19 protein-coding genes and 1 riboswitch are annotated in these 21,871 nt (G+C 72.6%); of the genes, 9 read left to right on the top strand and 10 right to left on the bottom strand.

Annotated elements, in window-relative coordinates:
• Nucleotides 1-37: 37 nt before the first annotated feature.
• A riboswitch (cobalamin riboswitch) is annotated at nucleotides 38-294 on the top strand.
• Between the two features lie 31 nt (nucleotides 295-325).
• Nucleotides 326-1,423, top strand: a complete 1,098-nt coding sequence (locus tag ACFYNO_RS17375) for a HoxN/HupN/NixA family nickel/cobalt transporter (RefSeq protein WP_388012133.1) — start codon at nucleotides 326-328, stop codon at nucleotides 1,421-1,423.
• 7 nt (nucleotides 1,424-1,430) lie between these two features.
• Here ACFYNO_RS17375 and ACFYNO_RS17370 read toward each other — a convergent pair whose 3' ends face one another.
• A complete protein-coding gene (locus ACFYNO_RS17370) occupies nucleotides 1,431-1,580 on the bottom strand; it encodes a hypothetical protein (RefSeq protein ID WP_388012131.1) in 150 nt (49 codons plus the stop codon).
• A gap of 254 nt (nucleotides 1,581-1,834) precedes the next feature.
• Here ACFYNO_RS17370 and ACFYNO_RS17365 point away from each other — a divergent pair, with 254 nt between their 5' ends.
• Complete coding sequence (locus ACFYNO_RS17365; protein WP_388012129.1) at nucleotides 1,835-2,242, top strand: PPOX class F420-dependent oxidoreductase; 408 nt, start codon at nucleotides 1,835-1,837, stop codon at nucleotides 2,240-2,242.
• A 7-nt stretch (nucleotides 2,243-2,249) separates the two neighbouring features.
• On the opposite strand, the gene ACFYNO_RS17360 is transcribed toward ACFYNO_RS17365, so the two are convergent.
• Nucleotides 2,250-3,011, bottom strand: a complete 762-nt coding sequence (locus tag ACFYNO_RS17360; RefSeq protein WP_388012127.1) for a PIG-L deacetylase family protein — start codon at nucleotides 3,009-3,011, stop codon at nucleotides 2,250-2,252.
• A gap of 87 nt (nucleotides 3,012-3,098) precedes the next feature.
• On the bottom strand, nucleotides 3,099-3,563 hold the full coding sequence (locus tag ACFYNO_RS17355) for a hypothetical protein (protein ID WP_388012125.1): 465 nt from the start codon (nucleotides 3,561-3,563) through the stop codon (nucleotides 3,099-3,101).
• A gap of 105 nt (nucleotides 3,564-3,668) precedes the next feature.
• Here ACFYNO_RS17355 and ACFYNO_RS17350 point away from each other — a divergent pair, with 105 nt between their 5' ends.
• On the top strand, nucleotides 3,669-4,643 hold the full coding sequence (locus tag ACFYNO_RS17350) for a TIGR01777 family oxidoreductase (protein WP_388012123.1): 975 nt from the start codon (nucleotides 3,669-3,671) through the stop codon (nucleotides 4,641-4,643).
• A 6-nt stretch (nucleotides 4,644-4,649) separates the two neighbouring features.
• Here ACFYNO_RS17350 and ACFYNO_RS17345 read toward each other — a convergent pair whose 3' ends face one another.
• Nucleotides 4,650-4,850, bottom strand: coding sequence for a hypothetical protein (locus ACFYNO_RS17345; protein ID WP_388012121.1), 201 nt, complete (start codon nucleotides 4,848-4,850; stop codon nucleotides 4,650-4,652).
• Nucleotides 4,847-5,368, bottom strand: a complete 522-nt coding sequence (locus tag ACFYNO_RS17340; protein ID WP_388012119.1) for a carboxymuconolactone decarboxylase family protein — start codon at nucleotides 5,366-5,368, stop codon at nucleotides 4,847-4,849. Before ACFYNO_RS17340 ends, ACFYNO_RS17345 begins: the two co-directional genes overlap by 4 nt.
• Nucleotides 5,369-5,464: 96 nt before the next feature.
• Here ACFYNO_RS17340 and ACFYNO_RS17335 point away from each other — a divergent pair, with 96 nt between their 5' ends.
• From ACFYNO_RS17335 to ACFYNO_RS17325, 3 genes are all read left to right on the top strand, one after another.
• Nucleotides 5,465-6,013 (top strand): TetR/AcrR family transcriptional regulator, encoded by a 549-nt coding sequence (locus tag ACFYNO_RS17335; protein ID WP_388012117.1) that lies wholly within the window; start codon nucleotides 5,465-5,467, stop codon nucleotides 6,011-6,013.
• A 159-nt stretch (nucleotides 6,014-6,172) separates the two neighbouring features.
• The gene (locus ACFYNO_RS17330) at nucleotides 6,173-7,561 is read left to right on the top strand and encodes a S1C family serine protease (protein ID WP_388012115.1); all 1,389 of its coding nucleotides are present in this window, start codon (nucleotides 6,173-6,175) and stop codon (nucleotides 7,559-7,561) included.
• 60 nt (nucleotides 7,562-7,621) lie between these two features.
• Complete coding sequence (locus ACFYNO_RS17325) at nucleotides 7,622-8,620, top strand: Gfo/Idh/MocA family protein (protein ID WP_388012113.1); 999 nt, start codon at nucleotides 7,622-7,624, stop codon at nucleotides 8,618-8,620.
• A gap of 271 nt (nucleotides 8,621-8,891) precedes the next feature.
• On the opposite strand, the gene ACFYNO_RS17320 is transcribed toward ACFYNO_RS17325, so the two are convergent.
• Nucleotides 8,892-11,198 (bottom strand): LPXTG cell wall anchor domain-containing protein, encoded by a 2,307-nt coding sequence (locus tag ACFYNO_RS17320; RefSeq protein ID WP_388012111.1) that lies wholly within the window; start codon nucleotides 11,196-11,198, stop codon nucleotides 8,892-8,894.
• A gap of 234 nt (nucleotides 11,199-11,432) precedes the next feature.
• On the opposite strand from ACFYNO_RS17320, the gene ACFYNO_RS17315 reads away from it, so the two are divergent.
• Entirely contained in the window at nucleotides 11,433-12,140 is a 708-nt protein-coding gene (locus ACFYNO_RS17315; protein ID WP_388012109.1) for a sigma 54 modulation/S30EA ribosomal C-terminal domain-containing protein, read from the top strand.
• A 55-nt stretch (nucleotides 12,141-12,195) separates the two neighbouring features.
• A complete protein-coding gene (locus ACFYNO_RS17310; RefSeq protein ID WP_388012107.1) occupies nucleotides 12,196-12,975 on the top strand; it encodes a phosphotransferase in 780 nt (259 codons plus the stop codon).
• Nucleotides 12,976-13,000: 25 nt separating this feature from the next.
• On the opposite strand, the gene ACFYNO_RS17305 is transcribed toward ACFYNO_RS17310, so the two are convergent.
• From ACFYNO_RS17305 to ACFYNO_RS17290, 4 genes are all read right to left on the bottom strand, one after another.
• Nucleotides 13,001-13,549, bottom strand: a complete 549-nt coding sequence (locus ACFYNO_RS17305) for a hypothetical protein (protein WP_388012105.1) — start codon at nucleotides 13,547-13,549, stop codon at nucleotides 13,001-13,003.
• A 152-nt stretch (nucleotides 13,550-13,701) separates the two neighbouring features.
• The gene (locus ACFYNO_RS17300) at nucleotides 13,702-14,499 is read right to left on the bottom strand and encodes an MOSC domain-containing protein (RefSeq protein ID WP_388012103.1); all 798 of its coding nucleotides are present in this window, start codon (nucleotides 14,497-14,499) and stop codon (nucleotides 13,702-13,704) included.
• Nucleotides 14,500-14,583: 84 nt separating this feature from the next.
• The gene (locus ACFYNO_RS17295; protein ID WP_388012101.1) at nucleotides 14,584-18,924 is read right to left on the bottom strand and encodes a discoidin domain-containing protein; all 4,341 of its coding nucleotides are present in this window, start codon (nucleotides 18,922-18,924) and stop codon (nucleotides 14,584-14,586) included.
• A gap of 237 nt (nucleotides 18,925-19,161) precedes the next feature.
• On the bottom strand, nucleotides 19,162-20,175 hold the full coding sequence (locus ACFYNO_RS17290) for a LacI family DNA-binding transcriptional regulator (protein WP_388012099.1): 1,014 nt from the start codon (nucleotides 20,173-20,175) through the stop codon (nucleotides 19,162-19,164).
• A 249-nt stretch (nucleotides 20,176-20,424) separates the two neighbouring features.
• Here ACFYNO_RS17290 and ACFYNO_RS17285 point away from each other — a divergent pair, with 249 nt between their 5' ends.
• A complete protein-coding gene (locus ACFYNO_RS17285; RefSeq protein ID WP_388012097.1) occupies nucleotides 20,425-21,858 on the top strand; it encodes an ABC transporter substrate-binding protein in 1,434 nt (477 codons plus the stop codon).
• Nucleotides 21,859-21,871: the final 13 nt, after the last annotated feature.

Genomic DNA, 21,871 nt, shown 5'->3' with positions numbered 1-21,871 from the left:
CGTGGCGGACCGCCCCCAGGTGGCGGGCTTGTCGGTGACCGCATGTCACCTTTACGGTGGCTCTTGCCGTGGTGTTCGGGAAGACCGGTGCACTGTGCTCGCGCACAGGAGTCCGGAGCGGCCCTCGCCACTGTGATCGGGTAGTCCCCGCACCGTTCCCGCCGGTCCGCCGACGGGTGGTCACTGGACGCGCAGCGTCCGGGAAGGCCGGGTGCGGGAGCGTCCGCACGCCTCGAGCCGGGGCGGGCGGGCACCCCGTCAGCCAGGAGACCGGCCACGGCACCGCGAGTGAACTGTCCACGAGGTGTTGGAGAGGCTGCCTGGTATGGCCGTGCCCGAAACCGTTGTCCGCCCGTCCCCGTCCGACTCCCTGCGCTGGGAGCGCCGGGACTGGATCCGCACCGGCGGCCTGATGGCGGTGATCGCCGGAATGCACGTGGCGGCCTTCGGCATCCTGCTCGCCCTGGTCGTCCCGCACCACTACTCGGCCGGCACCCAGGTCTTCGGCCTGGGTCTGGGCATCACCGCCTACACCCTCGGCATGCGGCACGCCTTCGACGCGGACCACATCGCGGCGATCGACAACACCACCCGCAAGCTGATGGCCGACGGCAAGCGGCCGGTCTCGGTCGGCTTCTGGTTCGCGCTGGGCCACTCCAGCATCGTGGTGGTGCTGGCCACCCTGGTCGCCGCGGGCGCCAAGGTGGTCGGCACCCTGACCGACGACAACTCGGGCACCCACCGAGTGCTCGGGGTGGTCAGCACCAGCGTCTCCGGCGGCTTCCTCTACCTGATCGCCGCGCTCAACCTGGTCGCGCTGACCGGCATCTACCGGGTCTTCCGGGCGATGCGGGCCGGGCAGTTCGACGAGCACGAGCTGGAGAAGCACCTGGACGGCCGGGGCTTCATGAACCGGATCCTGGGCCGGCTGACCAAGTCGATCACCCGCCCCGGCCAGATGTACCTGGTCGGCCTGCTCTTCGGCATCGGCTTCGACACCGCCACCGAGGTCTCGCTGATGGTGATGGCCGGCTCCGGCGCGGCGGCCGGCCTGCCCTGGTACGCGATCCTCTGCCTGCCGCTGCTCTTCGCCTCCGGCATGAGCCTCTTCGACACCCTCGACGGCACCTTCATGAACTTCGCCTACCACTGGGCCTTCGCCAACCCGGTCCGCAAGGTCTACTACAACCTCACCATCACCGGGCTGTCGATAGCCGTCGCCTTCCTGATCGGCACCATCGAGCTGGTCGGGGTGCTGCACGAGCAGCTGGACCTGGCGGATCCGGTCACCGGCTGGATCTCCGGGATCGACCTGAACAACGTGGGCTTCGTGATCGTCGGCCTCTTCGTGGTGGTCTGGGCGGGCGCGCTGGCCTACTGGCGGCTCGGCAAGGTGGAGAGCCGCTGGCCGGCCAAGGGCTGACGGCCGCTCAGCCCGCGCCGAGCACGCTCGCCCGGTGCGCGGCGTCGCCCGGGCGGGCGGGGGCCTCCACGCTGGGCAGCGGACGGCCGGTCACCGCCTCGAAGGCGCCGACCAGTTCGCGCACCGGGGTACCGGTGCCGCTGCCGAGGTCGATCACCCGGTGGCCCTGCGGCCGTCGGCGAACCCGCGGCGCCCGGTGACCAGGCTGTCCAGGATGACGGGCTGGTCGCCGTGGTCGGCGAGGCGGGAAGCGACGGTGCTGCCAAACAAAAACAAACCACCCTCGCCCGGCCCCCGAAGTCCCCGCCCCTCCGCGCCCGGTGCGGCAGACTGGGCCCGTGGCAGTCCGTCCCCCCGGCTCCGCCCCGGCGCCCGCGGGCTGCTGACGCCGTGACCGAAGGGACCCCACCCGTGTCCGCCCAGCTCTCCGACGCCCTGAAGCAGCTCATCGACACCACCCCGGTCTTCGCCACCGTGGCCACCATCCAGCCCGACGGCAGCCCGCAGCTCTCCGTCGTCTGGATCACCCGGGACGGCGACGACCTGCTGATCTCCACCACCATCGGCCGCCGCAAGGAGCTCAACCTGCGCCGCGACCCGCGGATCACCGTGATGGTCAACCCGGCCAACGCGCCGTACACCTACGCCGAGGTCCGCGGCACCGCCACCCTCACCACCGAGGGCGGCCAGGAGCTGATCGACGCGCTCTCCGTCAAGTACACCGGCAAGCACTACGCCGACTTCAACCCCGGCTCCGCCGACGACGCCCCGCGCGTGGTGGTCCGGGTGACGCCGCGCAAGGTGGTGGGGCGGATCTGACCCGGTCTCAGGCCAGGTCGGCGGCCGGGATCTCCACGTACCACTCCCGGCCGAGCAGCGCCGCGAAGACCGGGGCCGGCAGCCGGGTGAGCAGCTGGAAGAGGCCGGCCGAGCGGCCGCTGCCCGACAGCTGCGAGCGGTGCGCGGCGAGCGCCGCCTGCTTCTGGCGGGCGTAGGCGCGCACGTCGATCCGGTGGGTGATCGCGGCGCGCGGGCTGTAGGCGCGGGCAAGCTCCTCGCGGTCGTAGCGCACCGGGACCCGCAGTGCCCGGGCCGTCCGCACCAGCAGCCTGACCCGCTCCCGCGGCAGGGTCGCCTCCAGCAGCCGCACCCCCGGCACCTGGGCGGCCGCCCGCCGGGCCACCTGGTGCGCCTTGCGGTGGTCCCGGTGCCCGTAGCCGCCGTTGGCGTCGTAGCCGAGCAGCAGGTCGGCCCGCTCCTCGGTGATCAGCGCGGCCAGCCGCCCGGCCGCCTCCGCGGTGTCCGCCCGGACGAACCGGGTGGCGCCCGGCGGGTCCGGGTAGAGCTCGGCCCCGTGCCCGCTGTCCGCGTACCCCAGGTGCACCACCCGGCCGACGCCGAGCACCGCCGCGCTGGCCCGCAGTTCGGCCAGCCGGGGCGGCTCCTCGCCCTCCGCCACGGTGTCCATCCCGGCGGTGGCCACCACGATCACCACCCGGTGCCCCTCGGCGGCGGCACGGGCCAGCGTGCCGCCGGTCAGCAGCGCCTCGTCGTCGGGGTGGGCGTGGAACGCCAGCAGGGTCGCCATGCGGTCATGGTAGGCGATCGGACCGGGCGGCCGACGTCAGCTCAGGACCCGGGCGCGGCATCGCCGGACCTGCCGCCGGACGCGCCCTCAGACGTGTCGGCGGGCGGTGGCGACGAAGGCGTCGACCAGGTCCCGGGTGGCGTCCCGCCGGGCGACGATGTCCCGGCGGTCGGGGGCCCGGTCCATCTTCCCGATCACCGTGAAGGCCTCCGTCGCGGTGGTGACCAGCTCGGGCTCGCCGACCACCAGGTGGAGGCGGAAGAGCGCGTGCTGGGTGGCGGAACGCAGCTCGAAGGTGCGCCGGCGGATGGCGATCTCGTCCTCCTCGTCCTCGCCCTCGTGCAGGCAGAACCAGTGGTGCAGCATCGCCTGCCGGAACTCGACCAGCAGCCCGGCGTACCTGCCGCAGGCGTCCAGCCGCTCCTGCCGCAGCCGCTCCTCGCGGCTGCTGCGCTCCGAGCGCTGGGCGGAGCGCTGCTGGAAGACGTGCGTCACCGTCGAGCCCAGCAGAGTGCCGAGGACCGCGATCAGGCTCGTGACTATGGCGTTCATGGCGCACCATGCAACCAGAGCGGCCTGCCGCGCCGGGAGAATTGAACACGTTCAAGAATGTGGGTTACGCTCGTCCCGCAGTTCTCGGCGATTAAGGGGGGCCTGATGAAGATCGTGATACCCGGGGGCACCGGGCAGCTCGGCGCGGTGCTGAACCGGGCGTTCAGCGCGGCGGGGCACGAGGTGGTGGTCCTCACCAGGACGCCGCGGCGGCCGGGCGAAGTCCGCTGGGACGGCGCGCGACTGGGCGCCTGGGCAGCGGAGGTCGACGGGGCCGACGTTGTCATCAACCTGGCCGGACGCAGCGTCAGCTGCCGCTACACCCCTGCCAACCTGCGCGCGATGATGGACTCCCGGGTCGACTCGGCCCGGGTGGTGGGCCGGGCGATCGCGGCCGCCGACCGGCCGCCGGCGCTCTGGCTGCAGATGAGCACCGCCACCTACTACGCCCACCGGTACGACGCCCCCAACGACGAGGCGACCGGCGAGCGCGGGGGCGGCGAGCCCGGCGTGCCCGCCTACTGGGGCTACAGCATCGCCATCGCCGAGGCCTGGGAGGCCGAGCTCGACCGGGCCGACACCCCGGCCACCCGGAAGGTGGCACTGCGAACGGCGATGGTGATGTCCCCGGACCGCCACGGCACCTTCGACGTGCTCTCCGGCCTGGCCCGCTTCGGGCTCGGCGGCCCGGTCGCGGGCGGGGCGCAGTACGTCTCCTGGATCCACGACCGGGACTTCGTCCGCGCCCTGCGGTTCCTGATCGACCGCCCGGACCTGTCGGGCCCGGTCAACCTCGCCGCGCCCGAGCCGCTGCCGCACGCCGCCTTCATGCGGCAGCTGCGCGCGGCCTGGCACGTGCCGGTCGGCCTGCCGGCCACCCGGTGGATGGCCGAGCTGGGCGCGTTCGCGCTGCGGACCGACACCGAACTGCTGCTGAAGAGCCGGCGGGTGGTCCCCGGCCGGCTCCTCGGCGCCGGGTTCTCCTTCGACTACCCGCGCTGGGCGCCGGCCGCCGCCGACCTGGCCCGGCGGGCCCGGGCCGGGCACGCCGGCCGGCTCCCCCTCACCGCCGGCCGGTGACCGGCCTCACTCCGGGCAGGTGATCAGCCGCACGGCCGGGGCCGAGACCAGCTGGGTGTGCGGCACGCCCGGGATCCGGACGTTGACGTAACCGCCCTCGATCGCGAACTCCACCTCCTCGGCCCGCTCGACCTCCTGCCCGTCGGCACCGACCAGGGCGTAGCCGGCCAGCAGCTCGACCGTGCCCTTGCGCCACTCGCGGTTCATGCGGTCACCTCCGGGAAGTCCAGCTCGGGCCGGGCCAGGTGGTTGAAGTAGTTGGAGAGGGTGTTGAGCGCGATGTGCGCGACGATCTCGGCCAGTTCGGCATCGGTCACACCGGCCGCGCGGGCCTCGGCCAGCGCCTCGTCGGAGACCCGGCCCTTGTGCCGGATGATCTCGCGGGCGATCCGCAGCACCGCGTCGGCGTGCGGGTCGGTGTCGTCGGCCGCCTCACGGGTGCGCAGCAGCTGCTCCTCCGTCAGGCCGACCTTCTGCCCGCGGAAGGTGTGGGCGCTGACGCAGTAGGTGCACTCGTTCTCCTGCGCCACCAGCAGCGCCAGCTGCTCGCGCAGCCGGACCCGCAGCACGCCGTGCGCGAGCTTGTCGTGCATGGCCAGGTAGCCGGCCAGCGCCGACGGGCCGTTGGCCATGGCCGCGTAGAGGTTGGGCACCCGGCCGAGCTGGCGCCGGGTCTGCTCGAGCAGTCCGGACGGGTCTTCGGTGAGCTGTGGCAGGCGTGACATCGTTCCCCCAGTTGGTACCGATCGGTTCCGTTTCCCGATGGGCAAGACGGTACCGATCGGTTCCATCTCCGTCAAGACCGGGCTACTGTTGCGCCCATGGCCACCAACGCACGCATCCGCCTCCTCGACGCGGCCGAGGAGCTCTTCTACGCCGAGGGCATCCGGGCCGTCGGCGTGGAGCGCATCCTCGCCGAGTCGGGCGTCGGGCGGGCCTCCTTCTACCGGCACTTCGCCACCAAGGACGACCTGGTGGTGGCGGTCCTGGAACGCCGCGACGAAGCCTGGCGCAGCTGGCTCGCGGACCGCGTCACGGCCCTGGGCGGCAAGCCGCTGGCGGTCTTCGACGCCCTGGCGGAGCGCTTCGCCCGCGCCGACTTCCGCGGCTGCGCCTTCATCAACACCATGGCGGAGACGGCCGACACGGGCAGCTCCGCCTACCGGGTCGCCGCCGCCCACAAGGAGCGCGTCACGGCGTACGTCGCCGATCTGCTCGCCGCCCACGGCCAGGACCCGGCCCTGGCCCGGCGCTTCGTCCTGCTGATGGACGGCGCCATCGTCACCGCGCTGCGCGAGCGCACCACCGCGCCGGCGGGCGAGGCGCGCGCGGTCGCGGCGGCCGTGCTGGGCGGTGGCGCAGGGGGGTGATCCGGCGCCCTCAGGCCGTTGAGGAAGAACTCATCAAGGACTTACGCGGACGGTACCGCCCGCTGCGCATCATGGAGTTGAAGGCCGCCGGAGCTGGGCGAACCCGGGTCGCGGCGGTGTGGGGTCAGCTTCTCGACACGCACCGGAAGCGGGACTGCGATGAACGCACACGAGGAACCCGGGGCACCGTTCCCGGCCGACAGGCCGACCGGCGGCGAGCCGTTCGGCGGGCAGCCCGGCGAGCGGCCCGATCCGTACGGGCCGCCGCCGTCGCCGCCCCATCCGCACCACGTCCACCAGGCATACCAGACCTACCAGCCGTACCAGGGCCCGGTGCCGCCGTACCCGGGCTACCCGCCGCACGTGGGCTTCGCACCCGCGCCACGCCGCCGCCGGGGGCGCAGCCTGCTGGTCACGGTGGCGGTCGCGGCCGTGGCCCTGGCGACGGGCATCGGCATCAGCCGGGCGTACTGGCAGCCGCAGGCCTCCCCGCTTCCGGCCGCCACCGGCTCGGGGAGCACCGGCTACTCGAACGGCTCCGGTGGTTCCGGCAGCTCCGGTAGCGGCTCCGGCGGCGTCACCGACGTCTCCAGCGCGGTCGACCCGAGCCTGGTGGTGATCAACACCGTCCTCGGCTACCAGGGCGGCCGCGCGGCCGGCACCGGCATCGTGCTCAGCTCGAACGGCGAGATCATCACCAACAACCACGTGATCGACGGCGCCACCGCGATCACCGCGACCGACCTCGGCAACGGGCGCACCTACACCGCGAGCGTGGTCGGCTACGACAGCGGCGCCGACCTGGCCGTGCTCAAGCTGACCGGCGCCTCCGGCCTGACCACGGCCAGGACCGCCGACTCCTCGAAGGTGCGGATCGGCGACCAGGTGACGGCGATCGGCAACGCCGGCGGCACCGGCCGCGCGACCCCCGCCAGCGGCACGGTGACCGCCCTCGACCAGTCGATCACCGCGAGCGACCCCGGCGCGGGCACCTCCGAGCAGCTCAGCGGCATGATCCAGGTGAACGCGGACGTGCAGTCCGGCGACTCCGGCGGCTCCCTGGTGGACGCCGGCGGCGCGGTGATCGGCATCGACACCGCCGGCTCCGACTCCGGCTCGGGCGCCGGGTCCGGCGGCATCGGTTCCCAGGGCGCGCAGGGCTCACCGGGCGCACAGGCTTCGCAGGGCTACGCGATACCGATCAACACCGCCCTGTCGGTGGCCAAGCAGATCATGGCGGGCCAGTCCGGCCAGGGCATCCACCTCGGCCAGACCGCCTTCCTGGGCGTCCAGGTCGCCACCGGCTCGGGCGCGGGCGGCGGCGCGGCGCTCGCGGGCGTCGTCAGCGGCTCCCCCGCCGCCCGGTCCGGCCTCACCGCGGGCGACGTGATCACCGCCGTCGACGGCCGGCCCGTCACCGACCCGGCCTCGCTGACCGCCGTCATGGGCACCAGCACCGTCGGCCACCCCCTCTCCGTCCAGTGGACCGACACCGCCGGCACCAGCCACACCACCACCATCACCCCGGTCAGCGGCCCGGCGGGCTGACCCGCCCACGGTAGGTTCGGAGCAGTCCGCTTCCCTCCCGAACCGACCACAGGAGCCACCGTGCCGCCGATCACCGACCGCCCGGTCCGCTGGGGCATCCTCGCCACCGGCTGGATAGCGTCCGCCTTCACCGAGGACCTCGCCGCCGTGGACGGTGCGGAGGTGGTGGCGGTGGCCTCGCGCTCCGAGGCCTCCGCCACCGCCTTCCCCGCCCGCCACGGCATCTCCCGCGCCTACGGCAGCCGCGAGGAGCTGGCCGCCGACCCCGAGGTCGACGTGGTCTACGTCGCCAGCCCGCACAGCGACCACCACTCCTCCACCGCCCTGCTGCTGGCAGCCGGAAAGGCGGTGCTCTGCGAGAAGCCGTTCACCCTGAACTCCGCGCAGGCCGCCGAGCTGGTGTCGGACGCCCGCAAGCGCGGGGTCTTCCTGATGGAGGCGATGTGGACCTTCCTCGACCCGGCCGTCCGCCGGATCACCGAACTGGTCGCGGACGGCGCGATCGGTCGAATCCGCAACGTCCAGGCCGAGTTCGGCTTCGTCGCCCCGCCCGACCCGCAACACCGCCTCTGGAACCCGGCGGTGGGCGGCGGCGCCCTGCTCGACCTCGGGGTCTACCCGGTCTCCTTCGCCCACCTCCTGCTCGGCGAGCCGGACTCCGTCCAGGCGCTGTCCCGCCTCACCGACGACGGCGTGGACGCCAACACCGCCATCCTCCTCGGCCACCCGGACGGTGCCAGTGCCCTGCTCAACTGCTCCCTGGACGCCCACTGCGGCCAGCGCGCCGCCATCCAGGGCACGACGGGCCGGATCGAGCTCGACCGCGACTTCTTCCACCCCACCGGCTTCACCCTCCACCGCGACGGCCGGGACCCCGAGCCCTTCACCGCCCCCGCCCGGGTCGGCAACGGCTACGGCCTGGAGGCCGCCGAGGTCATCCGCTGCCTGCGCGCCGGCCTGACGGAATCGCCCCTGGTCCCGCTCGACGGCACGCTCGCGGTCATGCGGACCCTGGACGCCGTGCGGGAGCGGATCGGCGTGCGGTACCCCGGCGAGTGACGGACCGTGAGCCTCCTCCCCGGCGGTCGAGGACTGCGCGGCCCACGCGGAGCAGCTTCGGCTGGTGGTCGCTGCGGGAGGTCGCCGCTCACCGTGGTGCCGCGGTGTTCTCGCCCCGCGACCTCGCGACGCCGCCGGCGGCCCTGCTCGCCCGCGGGGTGCCCGACCGGCCGGTGCGGCTCGGCCTCCGACCCGGCGGGGAGCCGCCCGGAGCACCGCCGGCCCGCGCGATTCCCCGCGCGGGCCGGCGGTCTGCGTGCCCGTCAGCCGGTCAGCGGCGGCGGTTCAGGAGCAGGATCGTCCCACCCGCTGCGCCGGCCAGGGCGGCCAGGGCGAGCAGCGGCAGGGCCGCGGAGCTGCCGGTGTTCGGCAGGTGGCCGCCGTTGCCCCCGCTCGCGCTGGCGGTGGGTGACGGGGTCGGGCCCGCGGTGGGCGTGGGCGTGGGAGCAGGCGTCGGCGAGCCGGTCGGGGTGGGCGTGGGCGTGGGTGTTGGAGTCGGGGTCGGGGTCGGCACCGTCACCGTCACCTCCGCCCGGCACCGCGCGTCCGGCGAGCCCGGCTCGCAGGTGTTCTCGTAGGTCGACGACTGCACCCCGTTCCGCAGCTCCACGTCCGCCGTCAGCCCCGCGTCCACCGTCACCGAGTACGTGATGGTCGCCACCGCGCCCACCGCCAGATCGCCGCTCCAGTGCAGCGCGTCGCCCGTCACGGTCGCGGCGCCCTCGTCGGCCGCCACGTCGTGGTTGTACGCCGCGTGCGCCAGCACGCCCGTCAGGTCGTCGGTCAGCGTCACCCCGTCAGCCGGGACCCGTCCGGTGTTCGCCACCTGCACGCGGTAGTGCACGGTCCCGCCGGGCGCCGTCGCCGTCGGGTCGGCGGTCTTGGTGATGGTGTACGCGGGCGTGTCGTAGACCGTGTTGCGCACCGTGTTGCTGGTGCGGCTCTGCGAGCGCTGCGTCTGCACGCCCTTGAAGTCGAGCGTCGCGGTGTCGTCCAGCTTGCCGCCGATCGCCGTGCCCGCGTCCACCGTGGCCTCGAACGAGACGGTACTGCTCGCGCCCGGTGCCAGGTCGGCCACCCGGCAGGTGACGGTCTGTCCGCTCGCCGAGCAGTCCGGGTTGGAGCCGGCCTTGAAGGTGGTGCCGGCCGGCAGCTGGTCGGTCACCGTGATGCCGGTGGCCGTGTCCAGCTCGGTGGTCCCGCCGTTCGGGTGCCGGTTGCCGACGGTGAAGTCGTAGCGGATCGTGCCGCCCGGCTTGACCAGCCCCGGCGGGTTGTCGTCGGTGCTGCCCGGCGGCGTGTTGGCCTTGGTGATCTGCAGGTCGGGCTCGAGCGCGTCCAGCGCCAGCCAGACGGCCTGCGGCTCCAGCGCGTCGCCGGCGCCGTTGATCTGCAGCACCGCCTGGGTGGCGCTCTTCGGGATCTTGCCGGTGACGTCGATGATCCGCGCGTCGTAGCCGTAGTTGTTGACCGGGTCCGGGTCGCGGGTGGTGATGTTGCTGCCGGTGCCGTCGGTGGCGACGTGGTCGATCCGGCTGGTGAAGGCGTTGTCGGTGCCGACGCCGGTCGGGCCGGGCATCGGCAGCAGGGTGAGGTCGGCGGTGCTGGAGCCGACCGACAGCCGGTCGCCGGAGATCGGCGCGTCGCCGTCGCCGACCGTCACGCCCATGGTCGCGTGCGGGGCGCTGGCAGCGGGGGTGCGCACGCCGCCCAGGGTGATGGTGGCGAGGTTGTTCGGATCGCGCAGCAGCTGGAAGCCGTCCCAGACCTGGAGGTAGCGCAGCGGCTCGGCGTCGTCCTGGTAGGCCACCACCAGCGACCATCCGCCCCAGCAGCCGACGTTGTTGCCGCCGAAGTTCTGCGCGGAGGAGCGGCCGTCGCAGGCCTGGAGGTCCGCGACGGTGTAGCTGCCCGCGCCGGCCGCCTTCACCTCGGCCGTGACGTCCTTGACGCCCGCACCGGCCAGCAGCGGCGCGGGCGGGGTGCCGCCGACCATCTGGTCGAACCAGTCGTAGGTGTCGGCGGTGAGCTGCTGGTAGCCGGTGCCGCCGGGGACCTTCCAGGAGACCTGGTCGCCCCGGTCGATGTCGCCGGAGTGCCCGCCGCTGTTGCTGGTTCCGGTCGGGTTGAACTGCCAGTACAGCCGGGCCGACAGCACCTGGGCGCCGGCCGGGATGACCAGCTCGGCGGCGGAGGCGTTCAGTCCGGGCGCCGCCGGGTCGGTCTTGACGTACTTGGTGCGGCCGTTGTTGGAGCCCTCGGTGTCCGAGCAGACGGTGCCGTCGCTGGGGTCGCAGGTGAGCACCGAGTTGGAGGCCATCGTCATGTTGCCGTGCGCCAGCAGCTCGACCACCGGGTCGGGGCCGATCGGCCGCTGGGTGCCGAGGCCGCGCGGTGCCGGGCGGGCGGGCGCCACGGCCGCGGCGGACACGGCTGGTCGCGGGTGCGCCGAGGTCGCCGGGCGCTGCTCGGCGGCGGCGGAGCCGGTCAGGGCTGCCGCCCCGAGGCCGGTCGCCAGTGCGAGCGAGGCGCAGAGCGTCCGGAGCGGCCGCGGACGTGGGCGGCGGTGAGTGGCCACGGGAGGTACCTCGAAACGGGAGGGCGTGTTCGAACATCCGTCAGACTCACTCGCCGTCAATCGGACGGATCGTCAGCCACGCGGACGCTTCATCCGTCCGGCGCAACCCGCTCCGGACTCCGTCACCTACCGTGTCCAGGTCAATCGGCCCTTGTCACCCGCCGCCGTTCGGGTAAGGGTGGGATCCGGCGGTGGTGAATCCGCCTGATGGGACGACCGGGGAGGGGCGTGGACGTGGGAGAGGCAATCAGCGTGCGGGCGGGCGGCGGCGTTCCGGGCGAGGCGGTGGCCGAGCTGCGGGGGCGGATCGCGGCCGCGGCACAGGGCACCAACGCGCTGGTCGAAGCGGTGCGGGTGCGGCTGGTCGCCACCGCGGGGACGGCGCTGGCGCAGGTGAACGCCGAGGTGGACGGCCGCCGGATCCGGGTGCAGGAGGCGGCCCGCAGCCTCGGCGAGGCCGCGGAACGGATCGCCGAGGGGCTGCGCCAGCGGATCGGCACGGTCTCCGCCGGCTGGTCCCCGCGCCCCTGGCCACAGTCCGCACCCCCCGTGCCGGCGGGCGCGGTGCGGCGGATCGCCCGGACCAAGACCCCGTCGCTGGTCTGGTGCTCCCCGGAGGCGGCGGTGCGGACCATGGACGCGATGGACTACGACATCCACCTCTTCACCGACCCGGCGACGGAGACGGATGCCGTGGTCTACCGCGTCGGCCCCACCGGCTACCGCCTGGCCCGCACGGCTGTCGCCGCTCCCCCGCCCGCCTCGGCCGTTCCGCTGACGCTCAGCCCGTACGCGGCACCGGTGCTGACGCAGGAGCAGGCGGTGGAGCGGCTGGCGAGCGCGGAACTGCCGTTCCTCTTCTTCACCGAGCCGGGGAACGGGCGGGGGCGGGTGCTGTACCGGCGGTTCGACGGGGAGCTGGGGTTGATCGCGGGGGTGTGAGGAGGCTGCGGCGGCCCGGGCAGGAGGCCCGTGGAGCCGACCGTATGCTGACCGGATGATCGAGGACGGGGCGACGGACCAGGGCAGCGTGACGACGGTACGACGGGTCGGCGAGACCATCCGCCGGCCCGTCGGTCCCTGGACGCCCGCCGTGCACGCGCTGCTGGAGCACCTGGCGGCAGCCGGCTTCGGCCGGGCGCCGCGGGTGGTGGGTGTCGACGGCGGCGAGGAGGTGCTGTCGCTGCTGCGCGGCGAGCCCGCGTTCTCGCCCTGGCCGGCGGTACTGCGGTCGGTCGACGGGATCGCCGGGTTGGGTTGCTGGCTGCGCGACTACCACCGCGCCGTGCTGGACTTCCGCCCGCCTGGCGGGGCGTGCTGGCAGGGGCAGGAGGACGGGTGGCAGCCGGGGATGGTGATCCGGCACGGCGACCTCGGGCCGTGGAACTCCATCTGGGACGGCGAGCGGCTGGTCGGGTTCATCGACTGGGACTTCGCCGCACCCGGGCATCCGCTCGACGATCTGGCGCAACTCGCCTGGTATGCGGTGCCGTTGCGGCCGGCTGACCAGCAGGCGCGGGCCGGGATCGAGGGCCCCGATGCGCTGCGGGCGCGGCTCGATGCGCTCTGTGCCGCCTACGGGGCAGAGCCCCCGGCGGTGTTGGACGCGCTCGACGCGCTGCAGGAGCGGGAGGCCGCGCGGATCGAGGAGTGGGGCGGCCGGGGCGAGCAGCCCTGGGCGGCGTTCCTGGCGCGCGGCGACGCGGCGGAGATGCGGGCCGAGCAGGCTTGGCTGCGGGCGCAGCGGGCGGACCTGTTGGCGCCGCACCAGGCATGACCGCCACGGCCGAACTCCCTGCTGATCACAGGCCGGCCGGGTGGCTGGAGAGCCACCCGGCGTGCCGGTCGCGCATCCGGTCCCGTTCCTCGGGCGTGGTGAGGAAGACGTCGGCACCGCCGTCGTAAGGGTGGTGGATGCGCTGCAGCTGGGTGTCGGTGATGAGGACGTCCGCCACCTTGTCGTCGGCGACGTCACGCAGCAGGCCGTCGACGCACCCGCGCCGCCAGGGTCGGCGGTCGGCGAAGAGGTGGTAGTAGGTGCGATACTCCGGGTCGGGGTCGTCGTTCACCAGCAGGCTCTGCCAGTAGCCGGCATCCCGCTGGTGCGGCGGGAGATCGGGCTCGGCCGACCAGGCGGCCGTGATCACGTACACCTCCCCGCCTGCGAACAGTTCGTCGAGGACGGCGTTGTAGCGCTCCAGGATGACGGCGTACTCGCCCTCGTCCTCCGCGTACCGCTTCGACTCCGGGAGGCTGTGGAAGCGTACCCAGACGTCCCGGTAGGGGCCCCGGAGCCGGTGGCCGACGGGAGGACAGCCGGCCCACCGCTCGTTCCACAGCTCACTCAGCATCGCATTCCCATGTCCGGGCACCTGCGGCACCGGTCCTCTCACGTACGGCCACGACCAGCGACTATCATCCCCAACCGGTCTTGACGGAGACGAACTGCGGCCGGGAGAACGCGGTGCGGCCCGTGGCGGAGGCCCGCTCCGCCACGGGTGGGTCAGACCGCGGCCGGCTGCACCACCACCCGGTCCCCGGGGCTGATCCGGCCCGGGTGCAGGACCTTGGCGTAGACGCCGGCGCAGGGCATGGCGGGGTAGTCGGCGATCGGGATGACGCGGTTCTCCCGGTTGACCACCCGCAGCGCCTCGGGCTCGGGCGGGAGCTGGCCGTGGGCCTGGCCGGGGATGGCGCAGCGCGGGGTGCGGGCGATGATCCGCAGGTGCAGGTCGGGCCCGATCCGCAGGTCCTGGCCCAGCCAGTCGTTCTCCGGGTAGCGCTCGCCGCTGTCGGTGCGGATCACCAGGTTGGGGCGGTAGCGCTGCCGGGCCATGCCGGTGCTGTGCAGGGTGGCGGTGGTGATCAGGTGCAGCGGGGCGAAGTCGAAGAAGGTGCCGGGCGCGGCGGCGGCGAGCCGGTTGCCGACCCGGGGGACCTCGACCTCGCCCTCCGTGGTGATCCGGTCGAGCTGGGCGTCCTCGGGCGGCTCGGTGGTCAACTCGACTTCGCGGCCGAGCAGTCGGGAGAGCACCGCGGAGCTGTCGGCGGCCTTGGCGGCGGCCAGGTGGAGGCCGTCCGGGCCGGTGATCTCGATGCCGTCGGAGGTGGTGGCCGCCTGCATCCGCAGCAGCCGCCCCCAGCGGGTGGGGTGCTTGGCGCTGACGACCTTTCCGGTCTCCACGTCCACCAGGGCCAGCTCACGGTCGCCGGGCAGCCCGCGCTCGGTCACCTCGGCGGCCGTCATCTCCTCGCCCTGCATGGATTTGACGGGGTATCGGCATATCGATTCGATCTCCATGCCGCCATTGTGCATGCTCCGGTCACGGCCGGTCGGCCCGACGGGGAAATCGCCGGGCCGACGCGGTTGTGAGCGGGCGTCAGCCTACGGGTTGACGGTGATCGCGAGGGTGGAGGTGGTGTTCTGGATGTTCACGTCGTTGTTGCTCTCCACCAGGTGGTTGAAGGTGACGGAGCCGATGGCCGGCCCCTGGCCGGGCTCCGGCAGCGGGTTGGCCCAGATGCCGTAGCCGGACTTGCCGGTGCCGTAGGCGTCGTTGAGGGCGTGGGCGCCGGAGATGGTGGTGTTGGTGAAGACCGTGTCGGTGATCGGGTTGAGCGCGGTGCCGCCCGAGTAGTCGGTCTGGAACATGATGCCGCTGTAGGTCGGGTCGGTGATGCTGGCGCCGTTCACCCGGATGCCCTGGAAGGGCTGGGTGGCGGAGAAGACCCAGATCGCGCCGAAGACCTGGCTGCCCCAGAAGTGGCCGCCGTCCCTGGCCAGGCTGAAGTTGCTGATGGTGGTCTGCGGGGTGGACTCGAATCCCTCGAAGGCGTAGCCGAAGTTGAGCGAGGAGAGGGTCAGGCCCGAGTAGCAGAGGGTGTCGGAGACGGTGAAGTTCTGCACGGTGTTGCCGCCGCCGCCGTAGACCGCGACGCCGGCCGCCCGCCAGGGGGTCATCGCCGTGACGTTCTGGATGGTGTTGTTGGTCAGCTTGGCGCCGGCGTTCTGGTCCTGGGCGGCGAACAGCGCGAAGCTGTCGTCACCGGTGGACCGGGCCTCGTCGTTGGAGATCAGGTTGCCCTGGCTGCCGTTGGTGAGGTTGATGCCGTCGGCGAAGGTGTCGCGGATGCGCAGGTTGGTGAAGGTGGAGTTCTGCACGTTGGAGGCGCCCCAGATGCCGACCACGTTGTGCTCGATCCACACGTTGTCGATGGTGATGTTGGACTGGTTGCGCAGGTCCCAGGTGTGGCCGGGGCCGTCCTGGCGGGTGTTGTAGTTGCCGAACCAGGCGAAGCCGGTGAAGGTCGAGCCGCTGGCGCCGGACTGCAGGTCCCAGCCGGTGTCGGTGTTGCTCTGGTTCTGCGGGGCGGTGAACTGGCTGTACCAGACGCCGGCGCCGACCACCTTGACCGGCTTGCCGTAGACGGTCAGCCGGCCGGTGACGGCGTACTGGCCGGCGGGCAGGTAGATGCCGGTCCAGGTGCCGGTGGTGTCCATCCGCACCTTGTCGAGGGCGTTCTGGACGTCCTGCTGGGTGAAGCCGCCGGGCACCACCAGGTGGGCGGGGTCCGGGTTGGCGGTCTGGGCGGCCTGCTCCAGGTTCATGAAGTCGATGGCGTACTGGGAGGTGTTGGCGGCGTCCTTCTTCAACGTGAAGACGGTGCCGGTCGGGTAGGACTGGGTGAGCAGGAAGCTCGACTCGTCGTAGATGTGCCGGGGCGAGCCGGCGCCGGGGGTCTTGCCGGGGCTGGTCTCGGCGCCGTAGAGCCAGGCGTAGTGCGAGCTGAGGCTGAGCGGCTGCACCAACTGGCCGTTGGCGTAGAGGTCGAGGGTGGCACTGATGCCGCCGCCCCCGGGCGCGTCCGGGATCGAGTACCGCAGCACGAAGGTGTTGGTGGACTCGCGGGAGGTCCAGCTGACCGAGTCGCCGGTGTTGTTCAGGGTGACGGCGGTGCGCTGGGTGGCCTCCCCGGCGATGTCGCCGATGGTGCGGTTGGGGCCGACCTTGGCGGCCGAGCCGCCGAGCACGCCGTCGGTGGACTTGTAGGCGTCGTAGGGCATGTTGGCGCCCTGGCCGACGAAGAGCGCGGTGTCGCTGGTGAGGTGCGGCTGCTTGACGGGCAGTTCGTTGGCGTCGGCGGCGAGCACCAGGTGCGCGGTGTACTTGCCGTTGGCGGCGGTCCAGCTGCCCAGGGTGACCGGGGCGGCGGTGGCGCCGGCGGCGATGGTGCCGTTGACCGCGCCGGTGAGGGTGGTGACGGTGCTGCCGTTGCCGTCCAGCAGGGTCAGGGTGATCGCGTGGCTGCCGGCGGTGGTGGCGATGGTGCCCTGGTTCTTCACCGTGGCGGTGAAGGTGACGGTGTTGCCGGCGGCCGGGGTGCTGGGCGTCCAGTTGACGGTGCCGACCAGGTCGGCGGACTGCACCGGGGCGACCACCAGGGCGGTCGGGTTGGTGACGCTCTGGTCGGCGGTCAGGTTGAAGTTCTTCTTGGACTCGTCGACCTTGGTGGTGAGTTGGTAGCTGCCGGCGGTCTGGGTCCCGATCGGGGCGGTCACCGTCTGGGTGGCGCCGGGGGCCAGCGCGCCGACGGTGGTGGAGCCGACCTTGGTGCTGCCGAGGTAGAAGTTGACGTCGGTGGCGACCGAGGGGGCGGTGCCACCGTTCTTCACCACGGCGGAGGCGGTGATCGCGTCGGTCTCCACCGGCGCGGTCGGGGTCCAGGAGCTGCCGGCCACGGTGAGGTCGGGGTTGGGCGCGGGGGTGCCGTAGACCTCGAACTCGGCGACCTGCCCGCCGGGGGCGCCGCTGTTGGCGGTGATCGAGAGCTGCACGTCGGCGACCCGGCCGCTGACCGGGATGGTGACGGTGTTCTGGTTGGCGCTCGGGTCGAAGCTGTAGCTCCTGGCGGCGGCCAGGGTGGTGAAGCCGGTGGCGCTCTGCTCGCGGCCGAGCACCGTGATGGTCTGGGTGCGGGCGCCCCAGGCGGCGGCCGGGTTGAGCTTGACGACGATCGAGCTGAGGTCGGCGTCGGCGCCCAGGTGCTCGGTCAGCTGCGAGGGGTAGGAGGCGCCTTCGAAGTAGGTGGTGGTGTCGCCGTCGTTGGCGTTGGCGGGGGCGTAGACGTAGGTGTTGGCGGTGCCGTCGATCGGCTTGTGCAGCCCCAGGTTGGTGGTGCTGCCGCCGGAGCCGGTGCGGGTGACGGTGTTGGAGGCGGGGGACTCCAGGCCGGCGGCGTCGGTCGCCGTGACGTAGTAGGAGACGGTGAGCGCGTCGGCCACCGAGTCGGTGTACGTCAGGGTGCTGCCGCTGACCGAGGCGGTCCTGCTGCCGCCGCGGTAGACGTTGTAGCCGGTGACGCCGACCGCGTCGGAGGCGGCGGACCAGGTCAGCTTGACCTGGCCGGAGGCCGGCTGGGTGTAGGCGAGGTTGCTGGGCGCGGTGGGCGCGGTGGCGGTGGCGCCGGTGCGGGTGACGCTGTTGCTGTTCGCCGACTGGTTGCCGGCCGCGTCCCGGGCCCGGACGAAGTAGGTGACGGTGGCGGTGGTGGCCGGGTTGTCGGTGTAGCCGGTCGCGGTGGCCGGGACGGAGCTGAGCAGCGCGTTGTTGGCGTAGACGTCGTAGCCTGCGACGCCGGTGCTGCTGGAGGCGGTCCAGCTGAGGTTGACCGCGCCGCTGCTGCTCTGGGTGTAGGCCAGGTTGGTCGGCGGATTCGGCGGCTGGGCGGCGCCGGCCGGGCCGTAGACCTCGAACTCGCCGATCTGGGCGGCCGGCCAGGCGGTGTTGGCGGTGACGTTCAGCCGCAGGTAGCGGACGGTGGCCTGGCCGAAGGAGATGGTGACGGTGTTTCCGGTGGCCGGGTCGAAGGTGTAGCCGGCCGAGGGCACCAGGTTGGTGAAGGAGCTGCCGTCGGTGCTGCTCTGCACGGCCAGGGTCTGGGTGCGGGCGCTCCAGGAGGTGGCCGGCGGGAGCTTCAGCACCACCTGGTTGACCGCGACGGAGGCGCCGAGGTCGACCTGCAGCCACTGCGGGAGGGCGTTGTCGGTGCTCTCCCAGTAGGTGGTGGCGTTGCCGTCGTTCGCGTTGGCGGGCAGGTAGCTCTGGGTGGAGCCGCTGGCGCTCATGGTCTTGCCGAGCGCCAGGTCGGTGGTGGCGACGGCGGCGCCGTAGATCTCGAACGCGGAGAGCTGGGCGGCGCCCCAGCCGGTGTTGGCGGTGATGCTGACCCGGACGTAGCGGGTGCTGGTGGCGCCGAAGTTGATCGACACCGTGTTGCCGGAGGCCGGGTCGAAGCTGTAGGCGCTGGAGGCGGTGATCGTGGCGAAGGTGCTGCCGTCGGTGCTGCCCTGCAGGGCCAGGGTCTGCGAGCGGGCGCCCCAGCCGCTCGGCAGCTTCAGCACCACCTGGCTGATCGAGGCGGCGGCGCCCAGGTCGATCTGCGCCCACTGCGGGAAGCTGCCGTTGGCGCTCTCCCAGTAGCTGTTCTGGTCACCGTCGTTCAGGTTCCCGGCGGTGTACTGGCCGTTCGCGCTGGAGGCGGTGGCGGTCCTGCCGAGCGCCAGATCGGTCGCGGCCGCGCCGGCCGGCGCGGCCACCGTGCCCAGCAGTGAGACGCAGAGCGCCAGCACGGCGACGACCGCGGCGAGCAGTCGGTGGGCGGGGTGCGCGCCGAGTGACGCGCGTCCCGGCGTCCTCGGTGATCGCGCTGACAGCAGTGATCTCATCGTTCCTCGGTTCTCGTGATGTCACGGATGCCGAGGCGAGCCGCCCCTGACCCGGGCTCCCTCGCTGACGGCTGTCGGCCTTCCAGCGCCAGTACGGCTCTTCTCTGACGGGAATTTCCACAGCTTTGCGAGGAAGTTACAGAGCGACTGACAGCGCGTCAATGGGTTGCGCGGACATGACGGTGCCCCGCCACCACCCCTCGGATTCGAGCGGTGGTGGCGGGGCCGGGGACGGCGTCAGGCGACGGGTTGCGCGGGCCCGGTGGAGCCGCGCACCACCAGCTCGGGCTCGAACAGCAGCTCCTCGGCGGTGACGTCCGCGCCCTCGATCTGACGGACCAGCAGCGCCACGGCGGCCCGGCCGAGCGCCTCGATCGGCTGGCGGACCGTGGTCAGCGGCGGCTCGGTGCAGTTCATGAAGGCGGAGTCGTCGAAGCCGACCACCGAGACGTCGCCCGGCACCGAGAGGTCGGCCCGCCGGGCGGCCCGGATCGCGCCGAGCGCCAGCGGGTCGCTGCCGCAGATGATGCCGGTGACGCCGGCCCGCAGCATCCGGGCCGCGGCGGCCCGGCCGCCCTCCAGCGCGAACAGCGCGTGGGCGATCCAGCCGGGCTCCGGCTGCCGGCCCAGCCGCCGGTACTGCTGGGCGAAGGCGGCCAGCTTGCGGCGCGAGGGGATGTGGTCGGCGGGGCCGACGATCATGCCGATCTTCTCGTGGCCGAGCGCGGCCAGGTGGCCGAAGGCCTGCTCCACCGCCACCGCGTCGTCGGTCGCCACCTGCGGGAAGCCGAGGTCGCCGACGGCCGCGTTGAGCACCACCGCCGGCACCCCGCGCTCGCGCAGCTGCTCGTAGTGCTCGTGCGGGGCGTCCGCCTCGGCGAAGTGGCCGCCCGCGAAGACCACGCCGGAGACCTGCTGCTCCAGGAGCATGGTGACGTAGTCCTCCTCGGAGAGGCCGCCGGCCGTGCGGGTGCAGAGCACCGGGGTGAAGCCGCGCTGCACCAGCGCCCCGCCGACCACCTCGGCCAGCGCCGGGAAGATCGGGTTCTGCAGCTCCGGCAGCACCAGGCCGATCAGCCGGGCGCGCTCGCCGCGCAGCTGGGTCGGCCGTTCGTACCCGAGCACGTCGAGTGCGGTGAGCACGGCGTTGCGGGTGCTCTCGGAGACCCCGGGGCGCCCGTTGAGCACCCGGCTCACGGTGGCCTCGCTGACCCCGACCTTCTGCGCGACCTCGGCGAGTCTGCTCTTCATGGCGCAAGAGTAGAGCAGATCTCCGCAAGCCGTTGAAAGCGTAACCAGCTGCCGGACCGGGCTCGCTCCCCGCCCACCCGGAGATCACCGTGACAAAGTTGTGTCTTTTCATAGATCTGTCATTCTCTTGCAATCAGTCATCCGGACGCCTACGTTCTCAACACGCCGGGAACCGGCCCCCCGCACGGCAGCGGCAGCGGCTGACTCCCGTGCCACCCACCTCGCGACACCGACCTTGGGGTTACTCGCATGACAAAGAACAGATCGCGGAGAATCGCAGCCCTCGCCCTGGCCGCGGGGGTGCTGCTCGGGACCGCCGCCTGCGGCAGCAGCTCCTCGCCCGCCAAGGGCTCGGGCAACCCGGCCGACGGCGTCGCGGACGGCAAGCCGCTCGACCCCAACGCGGTGGTCACCATCTCCATCGACTGCGCGCCCGGCGCGGACCAGGCCGCCGGCAAGGCCAACTACGCCGACGACCTCGCGATGTTCAAGGTGAAGTACCCCAACGTCACGGTCAACGCCAAGCCCTACGTGGGCCAGTGCGAGGTCCCCGCCCAGCAGACCGCGCAGTACAAGGCGCACGACGAGACCGGCGCCTTCCACGCCTACTTCACCGACCGCGACTCCACCCTCAACTCGGGTGACGCGACGGACATCAGCGCCTACGTCAACGACCAGACGGTGCCCGGCTACTCGTCGATGCTGCAGAGCGTCACGCAGAACATGGCCGCCGACGGCAAGACCTACGCGCTGCCGATCAACTACTACAGCACCGGCCTGATCTACAACCGCGACCTGTTCAAGCAGGCCGGCCTCGACCCCGACAAGCCGCCGACCAGCTGGGACGAGCTGCAGGCGGACGCCAAGAAGATCGCCGCCCTGGGCAACGGCATCACCGGCTACGAGGACTACAGCGGCGGCAACACCGGCGGCTGGCACTTCACCTCCGAGCTCTACAGCCTCGGCGGCAAGATGGTGAACGACAAGGGCGACAAGGCCGCCTTCAACTCCCCGCAGGGCAAGCAGGTGCTGCAGCGCCTGCACGACATGCGGTTCGCCGACCAGAGCATCGCGGCCGCCCCGATCACCCAGTGGGCGGACGCCTTCCCGCCGCTGGCCACCGGCAAGGTCGGCATGTTCATCGGCGCCCCCGACGTGGTCAAGCACCTGATCGAGGTGCTCGGCGCCAACAAGGCCTCGTTCGGCCTCGGCCCGATGCCCGGCGCCTCCGGCCCCGGCTCCAGCCTCGGCGGCGGCGACCTCTACTACTTCAAGAAGGGCCAGACCCCGAACCAGCTCAAGGCCGAGATCGCCTGGATCGACTTCGAGTACCTGACCCCGGACGCCGGCCAGTTCAACTTCACCCGGTCGGCCGCGCTGGCCGGCCAGAGCAAGGACCCGGTCGCCATCTCGGTGCCGCAGCCCTACTTCTGGTCCGCCACCTCCCCGCAGATCACCGCCATCACCACCTCGCTGAAGGCCAACGGCAACCTGCCCCTGGCCAACTACGACCCCTACGTGAAGAACCCGACCAGCTCGGTCAACGAGCCGCCGGCCGCCCAGCAGCTCTACAAGGTGCTCGACTCCGCGATGTCGGGGGCCATGACCGACCCCAACGCCAACATCGACAGCCTGCTCTCCACCGCCGAGACCCAGGCGAACCAGATCCTGGCCAACCAGTGATCACCGCCCGGCC

This window comes from Kitasatospora sp. NPDC006697, from assembly GCF_042869935.1.
Lineage (GTDB): Bacteria > Actinomycetota > Actinomycetes > Streptomycetales > Streptomycetaceae > Kitasatospora.
This window is presented reverse-complemented; position numbering and strand designations above follow the sequence as displayed.

Coding starts and splice junctions, on each gene's coding strand:
- ACFYNO_RS17375 (WP_388012133.1), top strand. CDS start 326: ATGGCCGTGCCCGAAACCGTTGTCCGCCCGTCCCCGTCCGACTCCCTG.
- ACFYNO_RS17360 (WP_388012127.1), bottom strand. CDS start 3,011: ATGGCGACCCTGCTGGCGTTCCACGCCCACCCCGACGACGAGGCGCTG.
- ACFYNO_RS17355 (WP_388012125.1), bottom strand. CDS start 3,563: ATGAACGCCATAGTCACGAGCCTGATCGCGGTCCTCGGCACTCTGCTG.
- ACFYNO_RS17350 (WP_388012123.1), top strand. CDS start 3,669: ATGAAGATCGTGATACCCGGGGGCACCGGGCAGCTCGGCGCGGTGCTG.
- ACFYNO_RS17345 (WP_388012121.1), bottom strand. CDS start 4,850: ATGAACCGCGAGTGGCGCAAGGGCACGGTCGAGCTGCTGGCCGGCTAC.
- ACFYNO_RS17340 (WP_388012119.1), bottom strand. CDS start 5,368: ATGTCACGCCTGCCACAGCTCACCGAAGACCCGTCCGGACTGCTCGAG.
- ACFYNO_RS17335 (WP_388012117.1), top strand. CDS start 5,465: ATGGCCACCAACGCACGCATCCGCCTCCTCGACGCGGCCGAGGAGCTC.
- ACFYNO_RS17330 (WP_388012115.1), top strand. CDS start 6,173: ATGAACGCACACGAGGAACCCGGGGCACCGTTCCCGGCCGACAGGCCG.
- ACFYNO_RS17310 (WP_388012107.1), top strand. CDS start 12,196: ATGATCGAGGACGGGGCGACGGACCAGGGCAGCGTGACGACGGTACGA.
- ACFYNO_RS17305 (WP_388012105.1), bottom strand. CDS start 13,549: ATGCTGAGTGAGCTGTGGAACGAGCGGTGGGCCGGCTGTCCTCCCGTC.
- ACFYNO_RS17300 (WP_388012103.1), bottom strand. CDS start 14,499: ATGGAGATCGAATCGATATGCCGATACCCCGTCAAATCCATGCAGGGC.
- ACFYNO_RS17295 (WP_388012101.1), bottom strand. CDS start 18,924: ATGAGATCACTGCTGTCAGCGCGATCACCGAGGACGCCGGGACGCGCG.
- ACFYNO_RS17290 (WP_388012099.1), bottom strand. CDS start 20,175: ATGAAGAGCAGACTCGCCGAGGTCGCGCAGAAGGTCGGGGTCAGCGAG.
- ACFYNO_RS17285 (WP_388012097.1), top strand. CDS start 20,425: ATGACAAAGAACAGATCGCGGAGAATCGCAGCCCTCGCCCTGGCCGCG.